17 protein-coding genes are annotated in these 21,308 nt (G+C 37.1%); 14 read left to right on the forward strand and 3 right to left on the reverse strand.

Features of this window, described 5'->3' with window-relative positions:
* The first annotated feature begins 420 nt into the window (after nt 1-420).
* From AMET_RS07515 to AMET_RS07560, 12 genes are all read left to right on the forward strand, one after another.
* Complete coding sequence (locus AMET_RS07515; RefSeq protein WP_330368715.1) at nt 421-1,107, forward strand: response regulator transcription factor; 687 nt, start codon at nt 421-423, stop codon at nt 1,105-1,107.
* Nucleotides 1,104-2,660 carry a sensor histidine kinase gene (locus AMET_RS07520; RefSeq protein WP_012062750.1) on the forward strand — a complete coding sequence of 519 codons (1,557 nt, stop codon included), beginning with the start codon at nt 1,104-1,106 and terminating at the stop codon, nt 2,658-2,660. Before AMET_RS07515 ends, AMET_RS07520 begins: the two co-directional genes overlap by 4 nt.
* 149 nt (nt 2,661-2,809) lie before the next feature.
* Entirely contained in the window at nt 2,810-4,090 is a 1,281-nt protein-coding gene (locus AMET_RS07525) for a hypothetical protein (RefSeq protein ID WP_012062751.1), read from the forward strand.
* Nucleotides 4,087-4,293, forward strand: a complete 207-nt coding sequence (locus AMET_RS07530) for a hypothetical protein (RefSeq protein WP_041720491.1) — start codon at nt 4,087-4,089, stop codon at nt 4,291-4,293. Before AMET_RS07525 ends, AMET_RS07530 begins: the two co-directional genes overlap by 4 nt.
* A 217-nt stretch (nt 4,294-4,510) precedes the next feature.
* Entirely contained in the window at nt 4,511-5,731 is a 1,221-nt protein-coding gene (locus AMET_RS07535) for an efflux RND transporter periplasmic adaptor subunit (RefSeq protein WP_012062752.1), read from the forward strand.
* Complete coding sequence (locus AMET_RS07540) at nt 5,728-8,853, forward strand: efflux RND transporter permease subunit (protein ID WP_012062753.1); 3,126 nt, start codon at nt 5,728-5,730, stop codon at nt 8,851-8,853. Before AMET_RS07535 ends, AMET_RS07540 begins: the two co-directional genes overlap by 4 nt.
* Nucleotides 8,854-8,932: 79 nt before the next feature.
* Complete coding sequence (locus tag AMET_RS25645) at nt 8,933-9,073, forward strand: hypothetical protein (protein WP_157047191.1); 141 nt, start codon at nt 8,933-8,935, stop codon at nt 9,071-9,073.
* 619 nt (nt 9,074-9,692) lie between these two features.
* Nucleotides 9,693-10,634 carry an IS110 family RNA-guided transposase gene (locus AMET_RS07545; protein WP_049765234.1) on the forward strand — a complete coding sequence of 314 codons (942 nt, stop codon included), beginning with the start codon at nt 9,693-9,695 and terminating at the stop codon, nt 10,632-10,634.
* Nucleotides 10,635-10,741: 107 nt separating this feature from the next.
* On the forward strand, nt 10,742-10,930 hold the full coding sequence (locus tag AMET_RS26490) for a hypothetical protein (RefSeq protein WP_049765235.1): 189 nt from the start codon (nt 10,742-10,744) through the stop codon (nt 10,928-10,930).
* A 172-nt stretch (nt 10,931-11,102) separates the two neighbouring features.
* Nucleotides 11,103-13,724, forward strand: coding sequence for a phosphoenolpyruvate synthase (ppsA, locus tag AMET_RS07550; RefSeq protein ID WP_012062755.1), 2,622 nt, complete (start codon nt 11,103-11,105; stop codon nt 13,722-13,724).
* 217 nt (nt 13,725-13,941) lie between these two features.
* Complete coding sequence (locus tag AMET_RS07555) at nt 13,942-14,613, forward strand: MFS transporter (protein ID WP_083760893.1); 672 nt, start codon at nt 13,942-13,944, stop codon at nt 14,611-14,613.
* Nucleotides 14,614-14,858: 245 nt separating this feature from the next.
* A complete protein-coding gene (locus tag AMET_RS07560) occupies nt 14,859-16,169 on the forward strand; it encodes an IS701 family transposase (RefSeq protein ID WP_242661405.1) in 1,311 nt (436 codons plus the stop codon).
* A gap of 122 nt (nt 16,170-16,291) precedes the next feature.
* Here the strand turns inward: AMET_RS07560 and AMET_RS07565 are convergent, their stop codons facing one another.
* Nucleotides 16,292-17,497, reverse strand: a complete 1,206-nt coding sequence (locus tag AMET_RS07565; RefSeq protein ID WP_012062758.1) for an ISL3 family transposase — start codon at nt 17,495-17,497, stop codon at nt 16,292-16,294.
* A 325-nt stretch (nt 17,498-17,822) separates the two neighbouring features.
* On the opposite strand from AMET_RS07565, the gene AMET_RS07570 reads away from it, so the two are divergent.
* Nucleotides 17,823-18,185, forward strand: a complete 363-nt coding sequence (locus AMET_RS07570; RefSeq protein ID WP_012062759.1) for a VOC family protein — start codon at nt 17,823-17,825, stop codon at nt 18,183-18,185.
* Nucleotides 18,186-18,267: 82 nt separating this feature from the next.
* Here AMET_RS07570 and AMET_RS07575 read toward each other — a convergent pair whose 3' ends face one another.
* Complete coding sequence (locus AMET_RS07575) at nt 18,268-19,815, reverse strand: glycoside hydrolase family 26 protein (RefSeq protein ID WP_012062760.1); 1,548 nt, start codon at nt 19,813-19,815, stop codon at nt 18,268-18,270.
* A gap of 202 nt (nt 19,816-20,017) precedes the next feature.
* On the opposite strand from AMET_RS07575, the gene AMET_RS07580 reads away from it, so the two are divergent.
* Nucleotides 20,018-20,326: a hypothetical protein gene (locus AMET_RS07580; RefSeq protein WP_198135409.1), complete on the forward strand. Its 309-nt coding sequence runs from the start codon at nt 20,018-20,020 to the stop codon at nt 20,324-20,326.
* Between the two features lie 656 nt (nt 20,327-20,982).
* Here the strand turns inward: AMET_RS07580 and AMET_RS26495 are convergent.
* Nucleotides 20,983-21,276, reverse strand: a complete 294-nt coding sequence (locus tag AMET_RS26495; protein ID WP_242661406.1) for an ABC transporter permease — start codon at nt 21,274-21,276, stop codon at nt 20,983-20,985.
* Nucleotides 21,277-21,308 lie beyond the last annotated feature (32 nt).

The following is a 21,308-nucleotide window of genomic DNA, read 5'->3' on the forward strand; positions in this document are numbered from 1 at the left end:
ATGAAATCATATCTTATCGGAAATCACCCTATAAAAGTATGGTGACAAATTATTGGATTCCTGTAAAAATTTATGATAATCGTATAATATTCTTTTTAGAAATAGAAAGACTCATGAGCATTGAGGATACGCTGCTAAATCTGGAATATATATGGATGCTTCTTCCTCTACTTATTCTTATGATAATGTGTTTTGTATTATGGTATTATAATGGTAGACAGGAATATTTTATGGAGTATAGATTACAACAAAATAACTAAAATATGAAATGCTTCGTGAAAACAGATATAGAAGCTCTGTGTTAGCAAGTGAATTGAGAATACTACTTGATACAATGACGATCTGTTTACATTCAGTTTAAAAATATGTTGTATACTTTTTTTAAATAATAAGATAAAGGCGTTAAAGAATGTAGAGGAGTTGACGCGTGGGATGAACAAAATATTAATTGTTGATGATGATCCGCATATTCGTGAACTGGTCAAGGTTTTGTTACGAAATGAAGGCTTTGATGTACATGAGGCGTTTGATGGAGTGGAAGCGCTTTCAAAGCTTGAGACAATAAAAGTAGACATGGTTATACTCGACGTGATGATGCCAAACATGGATGGTTGGCAGCTATGTCGAGAACTTCGAGAACATTACGATCTTCCTTTACTCATGCTTACGGCAAAGGGAGAGACAAGCCAAAAGGTGAAAGGCTTTCAGTTGGGGACGGATGATTATCTTGTGAAGCCCTTTGAGCCCATGGAATTGGTAGTGAGGGTAAAAGCATTGCTGAAGCGCTATCAAATTATCACATCTCAGACGGTACGAATTGGAGAATTGGTTATGAACCAGAAAAATTATAAAGTGACTGTTGGTAGTGAAAGCTTTACGCTTCCTCTCAAGGAATTTGAGCTTTTGTTTAAAATGGCCAGCTACCCGGAAAAGACATTTTCTCGGGAACAGTTGATTGAGGATATATGGGGATATGACTTTGCAGGAAATGAGCGGACACTGGATGTGCATATCAACCGACTACGCCAACGTTTCCCAGAAGAAAATCATTCCTTTAAAATCAGAACGATCCGGGGATTGGGCTACCGCTTGGAGGTAAGTCCATGAAAAAACAAAAAATTACCAAAGCTGCCGCTGTTATCCTTTCAGGATTGACTGCTTTAATTGTATCTTTTGTTATTGCTTTTTTTTCAATCCTTATTCTTAGTCTTATAATTACTTCAATTATGGGCTATGAAATATCAGAGGAGCCTACGCTATCTTTTAAGATATTTGTCCTGCTGGCCTGGATATTTATTCTATTAATGGTGAAGCGGTATCCGAGAGTTAGACAGTTGTTTGGAATTGAGTTCATGAGACAGGAGACAATTGTTAGGAGTGCAATGGTAGCCATTATAGTAACGACTGTTCTAGCAGGGTGCTTTGCTATCGCCCATGGTTTGGCTACTTTTATTTATACAATGATAGGATATCAGGCTATAGCGGCACCTGACGCCCGATATTTTTGGAGTCTTAACTGGCTGCTTTGGCTATTTATCCTGTTTCTGATCAAGCGATTCCTGTGGGCCAAGCTGCCATTTGGAGATGAGTTTATGAATAAAGATAAAATTGTTAAGGGTGCGGCTATAACCATTACAGTAATGGTAATTGGAATAGGATGTATGGCTGTGGCTTATCTCTTTGCGTCTCTTATTCATAGTATAGTTATGGGATATAGATATAGCGTGCCAGAGGAAGCACCTCCCTATTTTAACTTGTTCTGGTTCTGTATTTGGATACTTCTTTTACTGATGATAAAATGGTACCTTAAGCATAGAAATATAGCAAAATATATCGATTTGTTTGCTGCAGTTATCAGAGCTTTAGAGAGTATTGCTAAAGGAAATTTCAATGTCAGGTTGGATGATAAATTCAAGAAAGATGAATCCTTCAGTAGACTAGTAAAAAGTGTTAATATGATGGCTTCGGGTTTAGACCAAATGGAAAAAATGAGGCAGGAGTTCATTTCCAATGTATCTCATGAGATACAGTCTCCTCTTGCCTCAATCCAGGGATTTGCTCAGTTATTGCAAAATGATGAATTAAGCCCTGAGGAAAGAAAACATTATCTAAGTATCATAGAAACAGAAAGTAAGCGATTGTCCAAGTTGAGTGACAGCCTGCTGAAACTTGCTATTTTGGAATCGGATAGTATGAGGTTTGAGCCTAAAGCCTATCGGCTGGATAAGCAGTTGAGGAATTTGATCTTAGCCTGTGAACCTCAATGGAGAGAAAAAAGGATTAATATGGAGGCTTTCCTTGATGAAGTGACTATCACAGCTGATGAAGATATGATGAGTCAGGTGTGGATAAACTTAATTTACAACAGCATTAAATTCACCCCTGAGGGAGGAAGTGTTCGGGTTGATTTGAATCAGCACGGGAAAACAATAGTATGTAAGATATCTGATACGGGAATCGGTATTCCAGAGGAAGATCAAAAGCATATTTTTGAGCGCTTTTACAAGGCGGATAAATCAAGGGAGCGATCTAAAAAGGGCGGTGGGTTAGGTCTTTCAATCACTAAAAAAATAATTGACATGCATTACGGCGATATCAGTGTACAAAGTAAATCAGGTACAGGTACTACATTTACCGTATCTTTACCGATACAACGTTAGAAAAGAAGCAAAGGTTTAAATGAAGTAGAACAACCTCACTCTCACTATGGTGAATATGGGGTTGTTTTTTTGTTTTTGTTCAGCTGTTTAAATTCAGTTTAAATAGCCGTGTTATTATACTATCAACAACAAACAGATGAGGTGAGAAGATGAAAAATTGGTATCGTCTTGATAACGCCGCCAAGTTTTTTCCGGCGGTGACAACAAAAACAAATACCTCGGTTTTTCGTCTTTCAATGATATTAACTGAGACCGTCGATTCCGATAAGCTTCAAAAAGCTGTGGATATTGTCATAGGGCGCTTTCCCACATTGGCGGTGAAGTTGGGGAAAGGCGTCTTTTGGAACTATCTCTTCGAAAACTCAAATCGGCTAATGATACATGAGGAGATGGAATACCCCTGTGCCTTTATTGATGGTTACAGAAACAACGGATATCTTATGAGGATTGTGTATTACAATCATCGAATTGGGCTGGAAGTCTTTCATGGGCTTACAGATGGAGGCGGCGCAATGGAGTTTTTGAAAACTTTGATATATCAGTATTTGTGGCTTGTCGGGAAAGATGTGAAGGATGAAGGATTGATATTATTGCCGGAAGGCACTCCTGATAAACTTGAAGAAGAGGACAGCTATTTACGATACTATCAACATGCCCAAGACGAAAAATTTCAGCCGCAAAAGCTGGAAAAGGCCTACTCTATAAAAGGAACGATTCTCGAGCCTTATGGCATCAATGTAACACATGGTGTTGTCTCTGCTTCATCGTTAAATCAATATGCCAGGAAAATGGGAACCACCATAACCGGTTATGTGGCATCGGTGTTGATTCAAGCTATCTATTTAGAAGGCTCCAAACATAGAAAAATCCTGGAACCAATTACTATTGGCATACCAGTTAACTTACGGGGGATATTTCCGTCAAAAACCCTTAGAAATTTCTTTGCAGGAGTAAGTGTAAGTGTTTATGTATTACCTGAGACAAAATTCGAGGATATTGTCAAAGAAGTTACAAGGCAGATGAAAGAAAACATAACGAAAGAAGGTCTGTCTTTTGTGATTGCTAAGAACATCAGATACGAAAAGATGCTTGGCGCAAGATTTGTTCCGTTATTCATAAAGAATAGATTAATCAACTATGCATTTAAAAGTTTTGAGGGCAATGCCATCACCATGAGCCTATCCAATATGGGAAACATTAAGCTCTCAAAGTCTATGGAATCACATATTGACAAAATGGAGGCTGTTCTATACCCCAAAGGGGAGGCTTCAATGAATTGTGGCATGTGTTCCGTCAATGACAGGTTAAATATAACATTTGCAAGAAATATTGTGGAAACCGATATCATTAAACAATTTTTCGGGTTGATTTATGATCATACCGGTTTTGATATAGAAGTATATTCAAATGATTGGGGGGAGAAAAAATGAATCGCTGTGGAAACTGTGGCGTTATGTTGGATAAAAGCATGACTGCTTGTCCCTTATGCCATACAAAAATCAGGGACATACAGTTATCTCCTGGACAAAAGCTTTACCCAGTTTACGACACTTCAAAACCTAAGTTTAAAAAAAGAGGCATATTGAATTTGCCAGCGTTTTTCCGTGAATGGAAGCCAATAATGCATATTTAAGAAAAGCATGTAATTTATTCCTCTCTTTCCAGTTTAAATTCAGTTTACAAAACTGTTGTATGATTACACTCGAAAGGAGTGACAAATAGAATTGCACATTATTATAAGGACTGCGGTAGAAAACTGACCCCTTGTGGGTCAGAATGAATATCCTACAGAATTCCAAGAAAATCTAGCTCTTTGAGTGAAACAAAATTTAAAATATGGAGGATGTAAAATGACGGGAAAAAGAATTTTCACTTTATTATTCATTTTATTGGTTATTTCAATGCTAATGATAGGATGCAGTAGAAATGCAGTGCAAGAAACAGCGGGTATTGAGGAGGATTACATCCCGGTAGAGGTTGAAAGCATCAAAAAAGAAGCCATAGCAAATAAAATTACGCTAAATGGCAAGATCTATGCCAATGAAGAAGTGACGGTGATGCCCCAAACACCGGGAACTGTAGCTAAGGTAAACATAAAGCTTGGAGATGATGTTGCAAAGGATCAGGTTCTCTTTGTCATGGACGAGAAAGACATACAAAATGCTATTGAACAGGCGGAGAACAGTATAGATTTAGCCAAACGGAGTGTAGAGCAAGCGGAGAGTGGTATAAAATCTGCTAAAATCAACTATGAAGCAACAAAGGAAAGCTTAGAGGATGCCCTGGCAACCTTGGAAAGAACAAAAACCCTCTATGAAGCAGGAGCTGTTCCTAAAACCCAGCTGGAGCAGGCAGAGATGGCAGCTTCCAGCAGACCTTTAGAAATAGCAGAAGCGAAAGTACTGCAGGCAGAAATAAGCTACCAGCAGGCTTTAAATCAGTTAAGCCAAGCCCAGATTAGTTACGAACAGGCCAAGGGCAACCTTGACAATACGTTAGTAAAAGCACCAATCCGTGGTGTGGTTTCCAGCTTAAGTGTTGTAGAGGGACAATTGGCCAGTAATGCCCAGGGGGCGGCCACCATTGCAGATATAGATAGCGTCTACCTAAAGGTGGATGTAACAGAAAACATGGTGAATCGGCTGCATCAGGGGCAAGAAGTGTCTGTAAAGGTAGAAGCGGCTCTCAATGGGAAAATAAAAGGAAGGATAGACTATATTAGTCCCACTACAGACGCTAAGACACAACTCTATACAGTAAAAGTATATATACATAACAAAGAAGGTAAGATAAGATCCGGTATGAGTGGATCAATAGAATTAGATGCTGAAAGTCGACAAAATGTACTGACAGTAAGAAGTAGTGCGGTTATTGATAAAGAAGGAGAACAGGTGGTTTATTTGGTAGTGGATGAAAGGGCAGTTGAACAAAAAATAAGGCTGGGTTTAAATACCGGTATCTATATAGAAGTCTTAGAGGGACTTAAAGAAGGAGATGTGGTTATTATCAAAGGTCAGCATTATGTAGCAGAGGGCCAAAAAGTGAAGGCAGTAAGGAGTGAACAATCATGAATCCATCAAAATTAGCAGTAAAAAGACCCGTAACTACTGTAGTAGCTATGCTCATTATCATACTATTGGGAACCATTTCTCTAACTAGATTGCCAATAGAACTATACCCATCAATGGAGATACCAGTAGCCGCTGTTATAACCTCTTACTCGGGGGCAGGCCCCCATGAGGTGGAAAACCTCATTACGAGGCCTATTGAAGAAGCCATGGCTACGGTAAGGAATGTAGACATCATTCATTCCACATCCGCCCAGGGAAGTTCAGTAGTTCCTATAATTTTCAAGGCTGGTACGGATATGGATATGGCTACCTTAGAAATGAGGGAGGAGGTTGATTTAATTAAAGGCGCTTTACCAGCTGGAAGCACAGATCCAATGGTTATAAGATTAGACCCAAATGCTGACCCTATTATGTACATATCCTTGACAAATGGTGAGGACTTAACTTCATTACAGGTACTGGCAGAAGAGACTATCAAACCAAGGTTTGAGAGAATTGAAGGGGTAGCTGCCGCAGGGGTAAGCGGAGGGTATACCAATGAAATACAGATTAAGACTAATCAACGGAGATTAGATAACTATGGTATTAGTTTGTCCCAGTTAGCACAAATCATAAATGCATCAAATATGAATCTGCCTGGAGGAACTATAAATGATGGAGAAAAAGAACTGCCCGTTAGAGCCATGGGAGAATTTCGCAGTATTGATGAAATAAAAGAAGTTCCGGTTACACTACCTACTGGAAGTATTATTACATTAAAGGATATAGCCGAGGTAGAACTAACTCATCAGGATATAAAAAGCATATCCAGAACCAATGGAAAAGCGAGTATTAATATATCCATACAAAAACAGCCGGGCAGTAACACTGTAGAGGTGGCAGCTCTTATCCATGCCGAGATATCAAAATTGCAAAATGAATATGCTGATATAGCCATTGATATCACATTAGATGAATCAAAGTATATTACCAATTCAATTAACAGTTTAACACTAAACGTTATTTTAGGTGGAATTTTTGCCATCATGGTACTGTATTTGTTTTTAAGAAATATTCGAACCACATTAATCATCGGAACATCTATCCCTATTTCCGTTATTGCAACCTTTGGGCTCATGTACTTCAGCGGCATCACATTAAATATGATATCACTAGGAGGATTAGCCTTAGGGGTTGGGATGCTGGTGGATAACTCCATTGTTGTACTGGAAAATATTTATCGATTTAGAGTAGAGGGCTACTCCAGAACAGAAGCTGCTGTGAAAGGAACTCTGGAAGTGGCTCAGGCGGTTGCTGCCCCCACCCTGACAACAATCGCTGTGTTTTTACCCATTCTTTTTGTGGAAGATATGATGGTAAATATTTATTTTGGAGAAATGGCCCTGGCAGTTATCTTTTCCCTCATAGCTTCATTGGTGGTATCCTTGACCTTGATTCCCATGTTATCCTCTCAACTGCTAAAGGTAGATAGCACTGATGAAAAAGAGAGGAAAGGAATCAGAAAAGGGTTTAAGCTGATCTATGATGCCTTTGACCGAGCCTTCAGCAGCATAGAAAAGGCTTATAAAAAACTATTAACCTGGAGCTTGGGACATAGAAGAACCACAATATTGTTGGCACTTATCGTATTTCTAGGAAGCCTGTCCTCTATGTTATTTGTAGGGGTAGAACTTTTCCCTGCATCCGACGAAGGGATGGTCGATATCAGTGTATCCTTACCAAGGGGAGCAGAAATTCATGAAATCAACGAAGTGCTTTTAGAGGTAGAAGAGAGCATTGCTTCCATAGAGGAAATTGAGACTGTAGTTGCTTCCATCGGTGGAGGTGGCGCAACGGGAGAAGCAAGAGCAGTCCGAACAGGAGGACAACGGGGTAGTATTATGATTAGTTTTGCTGACATGAAAGAACGAAATAGAACATCAGAGGAAATAGCTGATGAAATCAGAGACTTGGTTAAAGACATTCCCGGCGCAGAAATTAGTGTGTCGGCAGCAGCAGGGGGTTTCGCCCTGGGAATAGCAGGAGATCCCATCAGCATCAGTATAAAGGGAGATAGTCTGGAAAATCTCCAGGAAATTTCACAGGATTTTAAAAGGATAATCGAATCTGTAGAAGGTACAAGGGAAATAACCACCAGCTTTACTGAAGCAATGTCTGAGGTTCAAGTGCACATTGACAGATATAGTGCTGCTACCTACGGATTAACAACTTCACAGGTAGCCAATAACATGAGAAATGCTGTCTCAGGGATAACAGCCACAAGGTATAAATTAGATGGGGATGAAATTGATGTAGTGCTTAAGGCAGAGGATAGTGTGACAGAAAGCCTATCCAATATGCAGCAAATGAGCATACAAACTGCTGCCGGTGGCAATATTCCTTTGAACCAGGTAGCGAATGTTTCCATTGAAAGAAGTCCTTTTCAAATTGATAGAATCGACCAGCAAAGGGTTGTAACCGTTACCGGTGAAATAGGAGATAGAGATTTGCAAAGTATTATGCGGGATATTGATGGGGCATTAAAAGAATATCCTTTACCTCCGGGTTACACCTATGAAATAGGAGGCCAAGGCCTGCAAATGGGAGATACCATGAATGCACTGTTGTTTGCATTAGTGATGGCGATTGGTTTGGTCTATCTGGTAATGGCCGCACAATTTGAATCATGGATGCATCCCTTTATCATTATATTATCTGTCCCTACAGCTTTGGCAGGGGGATTGCTGGGACTGTTCATAACAGGTAAATCATTAGGTCTTACCGCAATGATTGGAATTGTTATGCTGGCGGGGATTGTGGTAAATAATGCTATTGTATTGCTGGATTATATTAACACCTTAAGAGCAGCTGGTAAAGATCGAACGGATGCCATTACCACAGCTGGTCCCATAAGACTCAGACCTATTTTAATGACAACAGCGACTACTGTTTTAGGGTTGTTGCCCGTAGCTATAGGGATAGGAGAAGGTGCTGAGGCGCAGGCGCCGATGGGTATAGTTGTTATTGCAGGATTACTTTTATCAACGATTTTAACTTTAGTATTAATACCGACAGTGTATACTTTGGTAGATGACTTTTCAACAGGTATAAAAAATAAGCTGAAGGGAACCTCTAAAAAGTAATATAGCAGAGTATGTAGGAGAGTTAGCTCTCGTAGTATCAGAAAACAAAAGAAATGTTTTTGCTCCAATCATTGGTAAGATGATAGAAGTATTGGTGAAAGTTGGTGACGGGATAGACAAAGGAGCAGTATTAGTAAAAACTAATAGTGAGCAGCTTACGGGGAAAATTATGGAACTGGAGGCCCAAAGATCTGTCGTTATGGCACAATATGCAGTATAATGAAGCGATCAAACCGATAGATACTAGAGAAATTGAGAAACAAATCTTTTTTTTCATTATTTAATACTTCAGGACAGTATGCTATATCTCCATATATTTGAAGATATAGCATAATAGTTCCATTAGAGATGTCTAGTAAGGAAATATACGGGTGGGATAAAATAGAAAAGGGATGTAAAATTATGTATACAAGAAATTATAAAGAACTTGATAAGATATCAAGTGACTAGAATATGCTAATAAGTAATGTTCCTGATTAATCTCTTTGTTGAGTTAACGTTTATTCATAAGGTGGAATTTCAAAACTGATAGGATCAAACACAGAAAGTTGGTTAGGATGATAGTGCATCCCGACCAACTTTTTTATATAATAGGAAACACTCATGATGAAAATCACCAAGTAGGATGAAAACGGGCATAAAGCAAGGATAAAAGTGCAATAACTCTAATGTGAGTCAAAAAAGGTCAAAGAACTTTATGGTAGTATAACTCCGAGTAGGAAACTGATTATAGCAATCGGTAGATACCAAGTAATGTGTCATCAGAACACGTGTAGGAAAATCCCTTAATAAACCATTGATTGCTATTGACTCACATATTAATTGAGAGTGGTGATGGCATGGATGATTTATTAGAAATTTGTTGTGGATTGGATGTTCATGAGAAAGTTGTAGTAGCGTGTGTACTAAATGGAGAGTTGAACAAAAAACCCTCAAAGGAGATTAAATCATTTGAGACAAATACAGAGGGATTACTCAACTTATTAGATTGGTTAGAAGAGAAGAAATGTAGCCATGTGGTGATGGAGTCAACGGGAGTGTATTGGAAACCTGTCTGGAATATATTAGAGACAGGGAATTTCGAATTAATATTGGCAAATGCAAGGCAAATAAAAAGCTTACCTGGAAGAAAGACAGATATAAAAGATGCAGAATGGATAGCCCAGCTACTAAGGAGCGGTCTAGTAAACAAAAGTTTTGTACCAGAGGAACCCATTAGAGATTTAAGAGATTTAACCCGATACCGAAAGAAGCTAATAAATAACATTAGTGCAGAAAAAAATCGAATTCACAAGATTCTTCAAGACTGTAATATAAAAATAACAAGCCAAATTACAGACATATTTGGGCAAACAGGAAGAGAAATTCTAAGGTGCGTAATAGAAGGGAAAAATATAGATAAAGTAGAACTTGAGAAAATGTTAAGCAGCCGTGGCAAATGGAGGTTACAAAAGAAAGTTGATGAAATTGAAAAATCTTTAAGGGGAAAAATTAGAGAGCATCATAGGCGAATGATTAAATGTCACTATGAGCACATTCTATTCCTTGAAGGTCAATTAAAAGAATTGGAAGAAAAAATAGATGAACAATTAAAACCTTATGTAAGAGAAATTGAGTTGTTAAAAACGGTACCTGGAATAAATGATAATGCGGCTGGAGTTATCATAGCAGAGATAGGTGTAAATATGGATCAATTTCCAACGGATAAGCACCTGTCATCATGGTCGGGCTTAAGCCCAGGTAATAATGAAAGTGCTGGTAAAAAAAAAGAAGCTCAATAGGTAAAGGGAATGTACATTTAAAAACAATATTGTGTGAATGTGCTTGGGTTGCAAGTCGTACAAAAAACACTAGACTATCAATAACGTATTGGAAATGGGTAAAAAGAATGGGTAAGAAAAAAGCGAATATTGCATTGGCAAATCTAATATTAAGAATCTGTTATCACATGCTAAAGGATGGAACCATCTACGAAGAAGTGGGAGACCGATACTACAACAAAAAACAAATTGATAGAGAGAAAAAATTAATAACTGAACTCAAAGTAAAGGGATACATCGTAGAAAGAGCAATTTAAGTAAAAAATGAACATATTAGAGAAAAAGAAAGCCCATTGAAAAAAAGAATAAACAAGTGGGTCTAGCTTATTGCGGCCAAAACCCACTTGTTTAAAAGATTAGTTTTCGTAGGAAACATATATTATGAAATATATAAACTATATAAGTTCATAATATATAAGGGGTGATTCTATGAGTCAGTATATATTATCTTTTAATGAAATTGGTAGTCATAATTTACCTGAAGTAGGTGGTAAAGGTGCCAATTTGGGAGAACTGTTAAGGGTTGAAGCGATACCAGTGCCGGAGGGATTTTGTGTTATGACAAAGGCGTATAAAAAAATCGTAATGCATAATGGTGCATTTAATGAATTATTAGATCAACTATCCCTCTTAAAGGTTGATGACAGGGAGCGAATCGGGGAAATCGGTAAAAAGGTTCGTAAGCTTATTGAAGAGACTGAGATTGAAAAGAATATAGAAAAAGAAATTATTAGATATATCACAAAGTTTGGCGAACAACAGGCCTATGCTGTGCGTTCTAGTACAACGGCAGAAGATTTACCATTGGCTTCCTTTGCCGGACAACAGGATACGTATTTAAATATAATGGGGATCGATTCTATTCTGGATCATATAAAAAGGTGTTGGGCATCGTTATTTACTGATCGTGCCGTAATCTACCGTATACAAAATGGATTTGATCACCGCAAGGTATATTTATCTGTGGTCATCCAACGGATGATTTTTCCTCAAACTTCAGGGATTATGTTTACAGCTGATCCAGTCACATTCAATAGAAAAGTGTTATCTATTGATGCTAGCTTTGGACTTGGGGAAGCATTGGTTTCGGGTTTAGTGAATGCTGATAATTACAAAGTACAAGAGGGAAAGAGCGTCGATAAGAAGATATCCACTAATAAACGAGCAATTTATGCACTAAAAAAAGGTGGTACGGAAGAACGAGAAATTGAACAACAACAACAAATACAAACCCTGACAGATGAACAGATTTTACAGCTTGGAGAGATGGGTAGACGAATAGAGACATATTTTAATCGTCCTCAAGATATCGAATGGTGCTTATTTGAAGATACGTTTTATATCCTTCAGAGTCGCCCCATTACTACCATATACCCAATACCAGAAAACGATGGAAATAACCGTGTGTATGCATCATTGGGACATTTACAAATGATGACAGAAGAGATAAAACCATTGGGCATGTCATTCTGTCAACTTTTATCATTCTGGTTTGGACAAAATTTAGTTGCTGCCGGGGGAAGATTATTCATTGATGGAACCTATGATCTCAGATCACCCATAGGGAGAAAGATTTTGATTAGTAGTACTGGTGAGGCAGACATTTTGATGGAAAATGCCCTCTCAAATTTAGTAGAGCGTAAGGGCTTTATAAAAACGCTTCCTAAAGGCAAAGGATCCATCAGCATGAGCTCTGGAGCACTATCATGGATATCACCGGCAATAAAAGTGTACCGAAAAAACAATCTATCGACTATTCAAGACATTATCAACCACAATGAAGTGTTGATAAGTGAGATGGAGCAAGAAATAGAAAAGGTATCAGGAGATGAGTTGTTTGAATTCATTTTACGGGATACAAAAGAGTTAAAGGCAGTTCTGACAGGCCCGGAAAATATGAGCATGATGGTAGTGGGAGGTTTTGTATCAAGCTGGATTAATAAAAAAATGGAAAAGTGGTTGGGTGAAAAGAGTGCTGTGCATATTCTTTCTAAATCAGTAGAAAACAATGTCACTACCGAAATGGGTCTGGCACTGCTAGATGTATCAGATGCCGTACGAAAATATCCAGAGGTGATTGAATATTTTAATCATGCCAGTGATGATGAAACCTTTTTTGAAGACCTAATGGGACTAGAAGGCGGAGATGAGGTAAGCAAGGAAGTTCAGGCATATCTTCAAAAATACGGCATGCGTTGTCCTGGGGAGATTGATATTACAAAGCCCCGGTGGAGTGAAAAACCCACAGCCCTCATTCCCATGATTCTTAGCAATATAAAGAGCGCTGAGCTAAATTCAAGCACGGTTAAATTTGAAGAAGGACGGTTAGAAGCAAAGGAAAAGGAGCGAGTGCTTTTATCTCGCTTGGAACAATTGCCTGGTGGCAAGAGAAAGGCGAAAAAGGCAAAGAAAATGATTAGTGTTTTACGTAACGTCATCGGTTTTAGAGAATATCCTAAGTATTCCTTTATAAAGCGTTTCCAAATTTATAAAAATGCTCTGATAAAAGAAGCGGATGTACTGGTTAAAAAAGGAATCATACTAAATAAAGAGGATATCTATTATCTATCTTTTGAAGAATTGAGGAAGGTTGTTCAAACAAACAGTCTTGATTATAGTATCATCAGAAAGAGAAAAGAGGACTATGAGGTATATGAGAAGTTAACGCCTCCTCGAGTGATGACCTCAGATGGAGAAGTTATCTCTGGAGCATATAATAACGGTAATATGCCGCAGGGTGCTTTGGCAGGTGTAGCAGTTTCATCAGGTGTGATTGAAGGGCGAGCAAAGGTTGTTTTAAAGCTGGAGAACGCCAACATTGAAGAAGGCGATATTTTGGTTACAGTATTCACTGACCCAAGTTGGACGCCGTTATTTGTATCTGTTAAAGGCTTGGTTACGGAAGTGGGCGGTTTAATGACACACGGTGCAGTTATTACTCGAGAGTATGGTATTCCTGGAGTGGTAGGGGTGGAAAACGCCACTAAATTAATTAAGGATGGACAGAGAATTCGAATCAATGGAACGGAAGGATATGTAGAGTTATTATAATATAAAAAAATGATTCATTAGAGTAAAGGCAAAGAAAACCCAGTGGCTGTAGCGTATATGAAATACGTTAGGGTACTGGGTTTTGAAATATTGAAAAGTACAAGGATTTTTAACAATTGTAGGGCTCTTATGGCTTCTCTTAAATAGTAGGAGACTTATGAAAACATAGTAGGAAGTGAGGTGTCAGGTCTATGAAAAGGAAAAAAGAGTTTTAAATATGATTTTTTTATTGTTCATAATGGGTAGGATGATATCCGACACAGGAACCAGTATCCAGATGATGATTATGCCATTATATATTATAGATGCTGGCGGTTCAGCAGCCACTGTAGGATTATTTTTCTTCCTTTCGCTGCTACCGGCACTTCTGGTCTATCCCTTTGCAGGGGTTTTGGGGGATCGAATGAACAGGAAAACAATTATGGTGGCAACGGACTTTATCAGTGGTGGAGTCATATTGACTTTAGGCTTTCTGTCTTACTGGGGTATAATGGAAATTTACTTGCTCTTGGTTGTACAGGTAATGATATCCTTATTGAATGGTTTGTTTGAGCCCGCCACAAGGGGAATGCTACCTCAACTTGTGAATAAAGATGAATTAACTCGAAGTAATTCCACTGTGGCATCTATGAGGAGTGCATCGGTGCTACTCGGACCAGTCATTGGAGCTGCATTATACGCTACATTCGGCATTACAATGGTATTCTTTGTTAATGGAATTTCATTTTTATTATCAGGATCTAGTGAGATAATGATTCGATACAAACACGTGAAACGGCAAGCAACAGAAGGAATATCTGGAATGATGAGTGATCTATTGGAGGGTGTTAAATTCATTCTGACAAAAAAGATCATTGGTAAGCTATGCTATGTTTTGGTTCAACGATAAATTTTGTGGTGTGACCTACACCTATCCTGTCAATTCATAATTTACAGGAAAAATATTCATATTTCTATCAATATTAAATTTCCTGCGTTGTATGTACTTTCACACCACTTTACAAGTAATGTAGTGATTCAAAAATAATTCCATAAAATAACAAAATCAGACACCTTAATCCTAGGAATACTAATCTTAGCATAAATCAAAACCCCTAGGAGGCGCCTGATATGATTAGTATTTCCAGTAATTCAATGAAACAAACATTACACCAATATTTAATGCAGTATAGATCAGTTTTCAAGAAGCGGAGCTTTGATATTTTCTACTGGCTCATTATGGGAATCCTCTGCACAGAAGAAGTAAGATTTATACAATTTGTTTATGATAGTTTCATCAAGAAACACACCGATAAGGTGCTGAATTCAATATATTACTTTTTATCCTATTCAAAATTTCCAATAGAAGCCCTAACCACTATCACAGTTTCTATCGCTTTATCCTTGATACCAGAAAAATTAAGACAGAACACCTTATTTATAACAATTGATGATACTCTTCAAGCAAAATACGGTGCTAAATTTGATTGTTATGTTAAACATTTTGACCATACAAAAAAGAATGGAACCAAATATCTTAATGGTCATTGCTTTGTATCTGTGGTGTTGAATATTCCTTTATATTACCAAGATAAAGCGAAGTACTTAAGTATACCAATAGGCTATCGCCTGTATTCAAAGGAGCAGAACAAACTTGAAATGGCATCACAAATAATTAAATATATCATGCCTCAACTTGAGATGTTTCAAGTAATTTTACTGTGTGATAGCTGGTATAGCAAAGGAGCTATATTAGACACTGTTAAAGAATTTGACAATTTAGAGATAGTAGCAGCAGTACGACATGATACCGCAATGTATGATCTTCCTCCAGCCTCTACGGGTGGAAAAGGTAGACCTAGAAAGAAAGGTAGAAAACTAAATGCTAGAGAATTTTCCTATTCAAAGATAGGTGAATACTATGTTGCTGAGAAAAAAGTAATGGCTAATTTATTTGAAAAACCTATTTACGTTACAGTAACCACTACAGATATTAAACCATTCTCATCCATAAGAGTTTTTATTAGCAGCATCAATCCTGATGAAATTAAAACTATAAATACCGCCCTAAATACCAAAGGAGCATTGAATGATCAAAATGAAGATGAATGCACCAGTAAAACACTGACTACTTATCGAATGAGATGGAACATCGAAGTGATGTTTTACCAGCACAAATTTTTTTGGTCCTTCGGTAACTATATGGTGAGAAACAAGGCCGCAATCGAAAGATATGTTAATCTATTGTTTGTAGCATATACTTTTGCGTGTTTGTTACCCTTCATGGACAAAAGATACGAAAAGTATCAATTCAAAAGTCCACAATTGATCAAAAGAGCTGTAGGCGTTCAAATTACAAAAGAATTAATATTTGACAGTTTCGTATTGAGCTTCGAAAGTGCTAAAATTTATTCTACAATTAAAGAATCTGTTCAGGGCTTCCTCAATAAGGATTGGGTAGCTTAATCAAACTTGTAAACTGGTGTGTACTTTCATAAAAATCATTTTTATTGAAACAAAGTATAATTATTGAAATAATAGTGGGTACACTTGTCTTATACATCTCTAAATACCAAAAAAATTAAAGCTTAGGCACACTGAAATTCGTATTTAACCCTGATCTCCCAATTATTACGGTTACGATAGCCGTAGGCTCTACGTTTAATATTTTTAACCTTATGGTTATTTCCTTCTGTAATGCCATTGGATATAGGATAGTCGTAATAATTTAAAATGTACTCCATCCAGTTATCAAGGGTCTTTACAAATTTCTCAAACTCTGGGATACCACTTTCCTCCACTAGACCTTTGTAATAGCCTAGGAATGATGCAGCGTCCTCCTTTGTTGTAAGGTAAAAAAATGTGCTAAATTCCTCTTTAAGATAATGGAGTTCCTCTAGTTTGGGATATTTAGAAAAAGCATCCAGTAAATTGTTGTACTCTTGATAGTTTGCATCATCTATATGCTTTAATATCCCCCAACGAATTTTAAAAACTTCATCCTTATTGCCATACTTTCGTATATGATTTTGAATATGCTTTCTTCCTTCATCTATACAGTTATGAAGGTGCTGAGATATATGAAATCTATCTATAACAGGCATCGCATTGGGAAGGTTCTCTAATACTGAAAAACAGTAGCTCTTGCTCATATCCATTGATACAGCTTCAATGCCTGCTCTTACATCTTCTGGTAAACTTTTAAAATAAGCTACTACATCCTCCTTTTTTCTACCAGGAAATATAGCAACCACATTGCCTGTTTCTTGATTGTAAATGACGGTATCATAGTGATGTCCCTTTCGGGAAGCAATATCATCAATGCCCAGAAGCCTCAAGGGTTCTGGGGTACAGTTGACGAGAGCTTCCTTTGCATAATGGTTATAGATCCTCTGACATGTGCCTTCGCCAACATCGGCAATGTCACTGGCGTTTTTGATAGTATTTTTATGGGCTAGTTTTAAAACATATTCTTCAAAAGCAATGGTGTAGCGTTGATATCTTCTGAAAAATGAATAATGCTCATCAAAGGGATTTTCAGGAGAACAATTGCATACATACCGTTTTTTCTCAAGTATGATATCCGTAGGCATTCCCCATATTGGTAAGTGACGATAAGACTGATGCCTTCTATCATGTACAATATAGGTAACATTCCCACATTGGGGACACTTAGCAAAGTCAAATGCTGATTTTGCAAACACTTCAAATATGCCATTATTTACGTTGGTAAAAATTATCTCTAAGCCTTGCAATCCAATTAGATTTCGGATAATATCATAGTTGGTATTCATCCGATTCACCCCCTTATCGATTTTGGATTCGCATTTAAAATGATAAGGGATGAATCGGATTTTTTGTACCCTTTTTACCAGCTAATTGGTAATGTAATTTATGGAAATATTACTGTTTCACAAAATTTGTGGTTGAACCAAAAAGAATTCTTATCAAATATTTAATAGCGCAATGCTATTTTAAAAAAATTTGAATAAAAGTTCTAATTAATATATCATTTCGTGCGATAACCGGCCTTGATATGGAGGACGGTTGTTATTAATTTCCAAAGAAGGTATAATATAAACTAAATCAAATGCTGATAAGCATAGGAGGAGTGAGGATATGAAATTTTGTTGGTGCACAATTACGGTTAGCAACATGGAAGATTCTTTACAGTTTTATCAAGACATTGTGGGACTATCGCTTAATAACAGATTTGACGCCGGTCCAGGAATGGAAATCTCTTTTTTAGGTGATGGGGAAACACAGATTGAACTCATTTGTAATAAAGAACATCAAGTAACGAATCATAGTGAAGATATTTCCTTAGGCTTTGAAGTTGAGTCGGTTGACGAAAAGATCACATTTATAAAAGAAAAAGGATTAGAAGTAGAGAGTGGACCTTACCAGCCTAATCCACATGTTAAGTTTTTTCATGTGAAGGATCCCAATGGTGTGAAAATACAATTTGTAGAAAACATGTAATGTAGTTTTTCATTGCTGTCTATTTTCTAAAAAAAAGGGGCCAAAGAATTTATTCTTTGGCCCCTCTGTAACATGATAATTGCTAATAGTCTCGAAAACCATCTCTAAATGCATCTAGCATTTCTTCGCTTTGGTTCAATCGATAGATACGGGCAGGATTCCCTTCATTATCCCAGTCAGTTCCGCTCCACCAGATCGCCACCTTAATCCGATCATAATCTCTTATGTACTGAAACATTTCTTGAATCCACTGAATTTTATCTCCACCAACAGAGTTTGAACCAAACTCTGTGATCATTAGTGGCTGCTGAAAAATCTCAATGTATTCTTCATAAAGAGGTGTATAGATCTCTCTAAATCCTCTCCAAATCTCACCTTCGTAATAATCACCAGTATTATAGCCTGTTAAACCAACGATATCCACGTATTGATTCCCAGGATAGTAGGTCAGCGCATGGTTGATACTAAAGCCAGGAAAGGAGATGTCATGGGGATTCCATACCCAAAGAACATTTTCCAAATTATTTTCTTCGAAAATACCATAAACATATTTCCAAACCTCAATATAAAGACTAGAATCCTTTGAGGAGAAATAGCCAGAATAAGGACACCAGTCTCCATTCATCTCATTGTTTAATCGAAACAAAATAGGATGGTCATAGGCTTTCATATCCTTTGCCAGTCGTTGAAAATAGTCTTCGTAGTCTCCATTTAAGATATCATAGGTGATTCCGGTGTTATCGCTTTTCGTATCCATGGTTTGCAGGGTAAATAACACAAGCTTGTTGTTTTCATAAGCATTTTCCATGGCTGTCATAGGGAAATCTCCGTCAGAAAAATGATGATAACGAATAATTGTGTCAAAAGAGTAATCCATTCGCTCTTCTAGTTGATTTAAATTATAAAAAGAAGACGGGGCTCCTGGATCAAAAATTCCCCATGTTAATGAGGTCTCTGGAGCAAAATATTGATGGTAGATCCTTTGGGTTTCCTCATTGATATTTTTCGGAATGCTATTATAAACTACATTATTATGGGCAGATCCTTTTTTGTCAATAAGTTGAAAGCTCCTGAAAATATCCATATACTCTCCTTGATTTAGAAAGGGGGTGGCTGATTTAATAATAATCGTATAAACTTCATTCTTGTTCCTGATTATTTCTGCTGAAGCATAATAGGGCTTGTCATTTTCAACTTTTTCCAGAGAGGGTCTACTCCACTGCAGAATTTGAGCATTCATTCCCCTGATCTTAATATAGGATTCATGCTGTTTTTCATGATCAATAGAATTCAATAAAAACCGATTACTATAGTCCACGTATGTACTAGCAGAATGAATGGTGCCTTCGAAATTATCATAATAAATTTCAACTTCCTTATCCTTATTAAAGAACCTTGTCCTTAAGGCTGCTAATGTGATATCAAGATTCATATTGTTCCAAACCTTGACTGCATAACCACCAGAATGGTTAAAATACCAGTTATGTATTGCGTCATGTCCTTTAATTTCCTGGAAATTATCTGCTGATGTAAAATCGGCTTCTTCAACAATTTTACCATTCTTAATATACGTGTTGTATTCACCAGCGTTAACCACATCAGTGACGGTAATAAATAATAATAAAAACATAATTCCTATGATAGATAGTCTTTTAAATTGTATTTTAATTCCTCCTCAACTTGTTATCATTATCTAGTTAATTATAGCATATCTTACCAGAATAAGTGAGGGGAAAGGTTGAATTGGAAGTATTTACCTAGTAGGAGGACTTAGCAAACTGGAAGAAAAATTAAGGGTGTATCTTATAAGTCAAAAACTGTAATTATGGGGTATGATTATAATGGATCATAGGGACATTAATGAAATTGAAAAGGATGGGTATATAAGAATATCAAACACACTGATAGCGATGGCCAACTGCAAGGACTCAGAAATAGGAGAATCTACAGTTTATGTGAAGTATGATGAGAAGGTATATGGCTCCTACAATGTTTTCCGAGGTGGAAGTCGGTGCGATCCTGCTAGGGGTTGTCTTGCTGGGTCAACGCTGACGTTTTTGATCTTAATATTCCCCAAGACCTTATCTATATTAGCAGATGACACGCTCCTATATTTTGTCTTCATTTTTAAAAATGCATGAAAAGTAAGGAGAGATAAGTCAAATCAATTTTACTTATACTAAGAGACGACGTGAACTCGTTACGGAGAAACATAGTAAAAGACTACAGTTATTCAATATATGTTTCCACATACACCACATGTTGAAGCCGTAACACTGCTTACAAAGTAAGTAGATGTACGTCTCATGCAAAGTTTTCCCAAGAGAAGCGAAGCTACGATTGGTAGAAAACGACTGCTGAGTGTGTTGTGTTGATAGAGAAGAAGTAGGTTAGAATCAGTGGGTTAGAATGTTTTAGATGAAAATTGAAGAGAAATACATATTCCCCTAGACGATATAAGTTTAGGGGATTTGGTTTTAGAGGGGGGAAGAAATTTCGCAGAATAGAGGTAGCTTTGATTTTTCAAAACTACCTTTATTTAAAGTGGAAATTTCAATTTTTATAGGATAAAGCCTTTGAGACTTTTTATATTTGAACAGGACAAATTCTTTATAAACTTGTTTCTTTCTTCAGATTGTGTAACGCCCATGAAAAACTGATAAAACACATAACAGCAAGTAAAATAATCATGGAAACAATATTACTAGCAACAATGTCTCCTTGAAAATTAAGATTCGTAAAGCATTGATTACATGAGTGAAAGAATTGAGATTAACAGCAATCGCTAACCCTCCTGTCAAAGTTTCTGCTGGAAACAATGCTGTACTAAGAAAAACACAGGTAAAACAATTGCATTCATCACGGTTTCATATGCAACTTCATTCGGCAGACAAAGACTAATTGCATAGGCTAAGCTTGACATAAAAAAGGCCGTCATGAATATAAGCAAAATGATAAGCAGAATTCTTGCAAATCCAGAAGCAATTTTGACTGAAAAGAACAGGCTGATAATACATATAATTGCAACTTCAAGAAAGGTACATCTGCTTACAAAGTAAGAAGATGTACGTTTCTTGTCAGGAATGATCAAGATCGCGAGTGAAGCGAAATGACAAGTTAATT

The organism is Alkaliphilus metalliredigens QYMF, assembly GCF_000016985.1.
GTDB classification, from domain to species: Bacteria; Bacillota; Clostridia; order Peptostreptococcales; family Natronincolaceae; genus Alkaliphilus_A; species Alkaliphilus_A metalliredigens.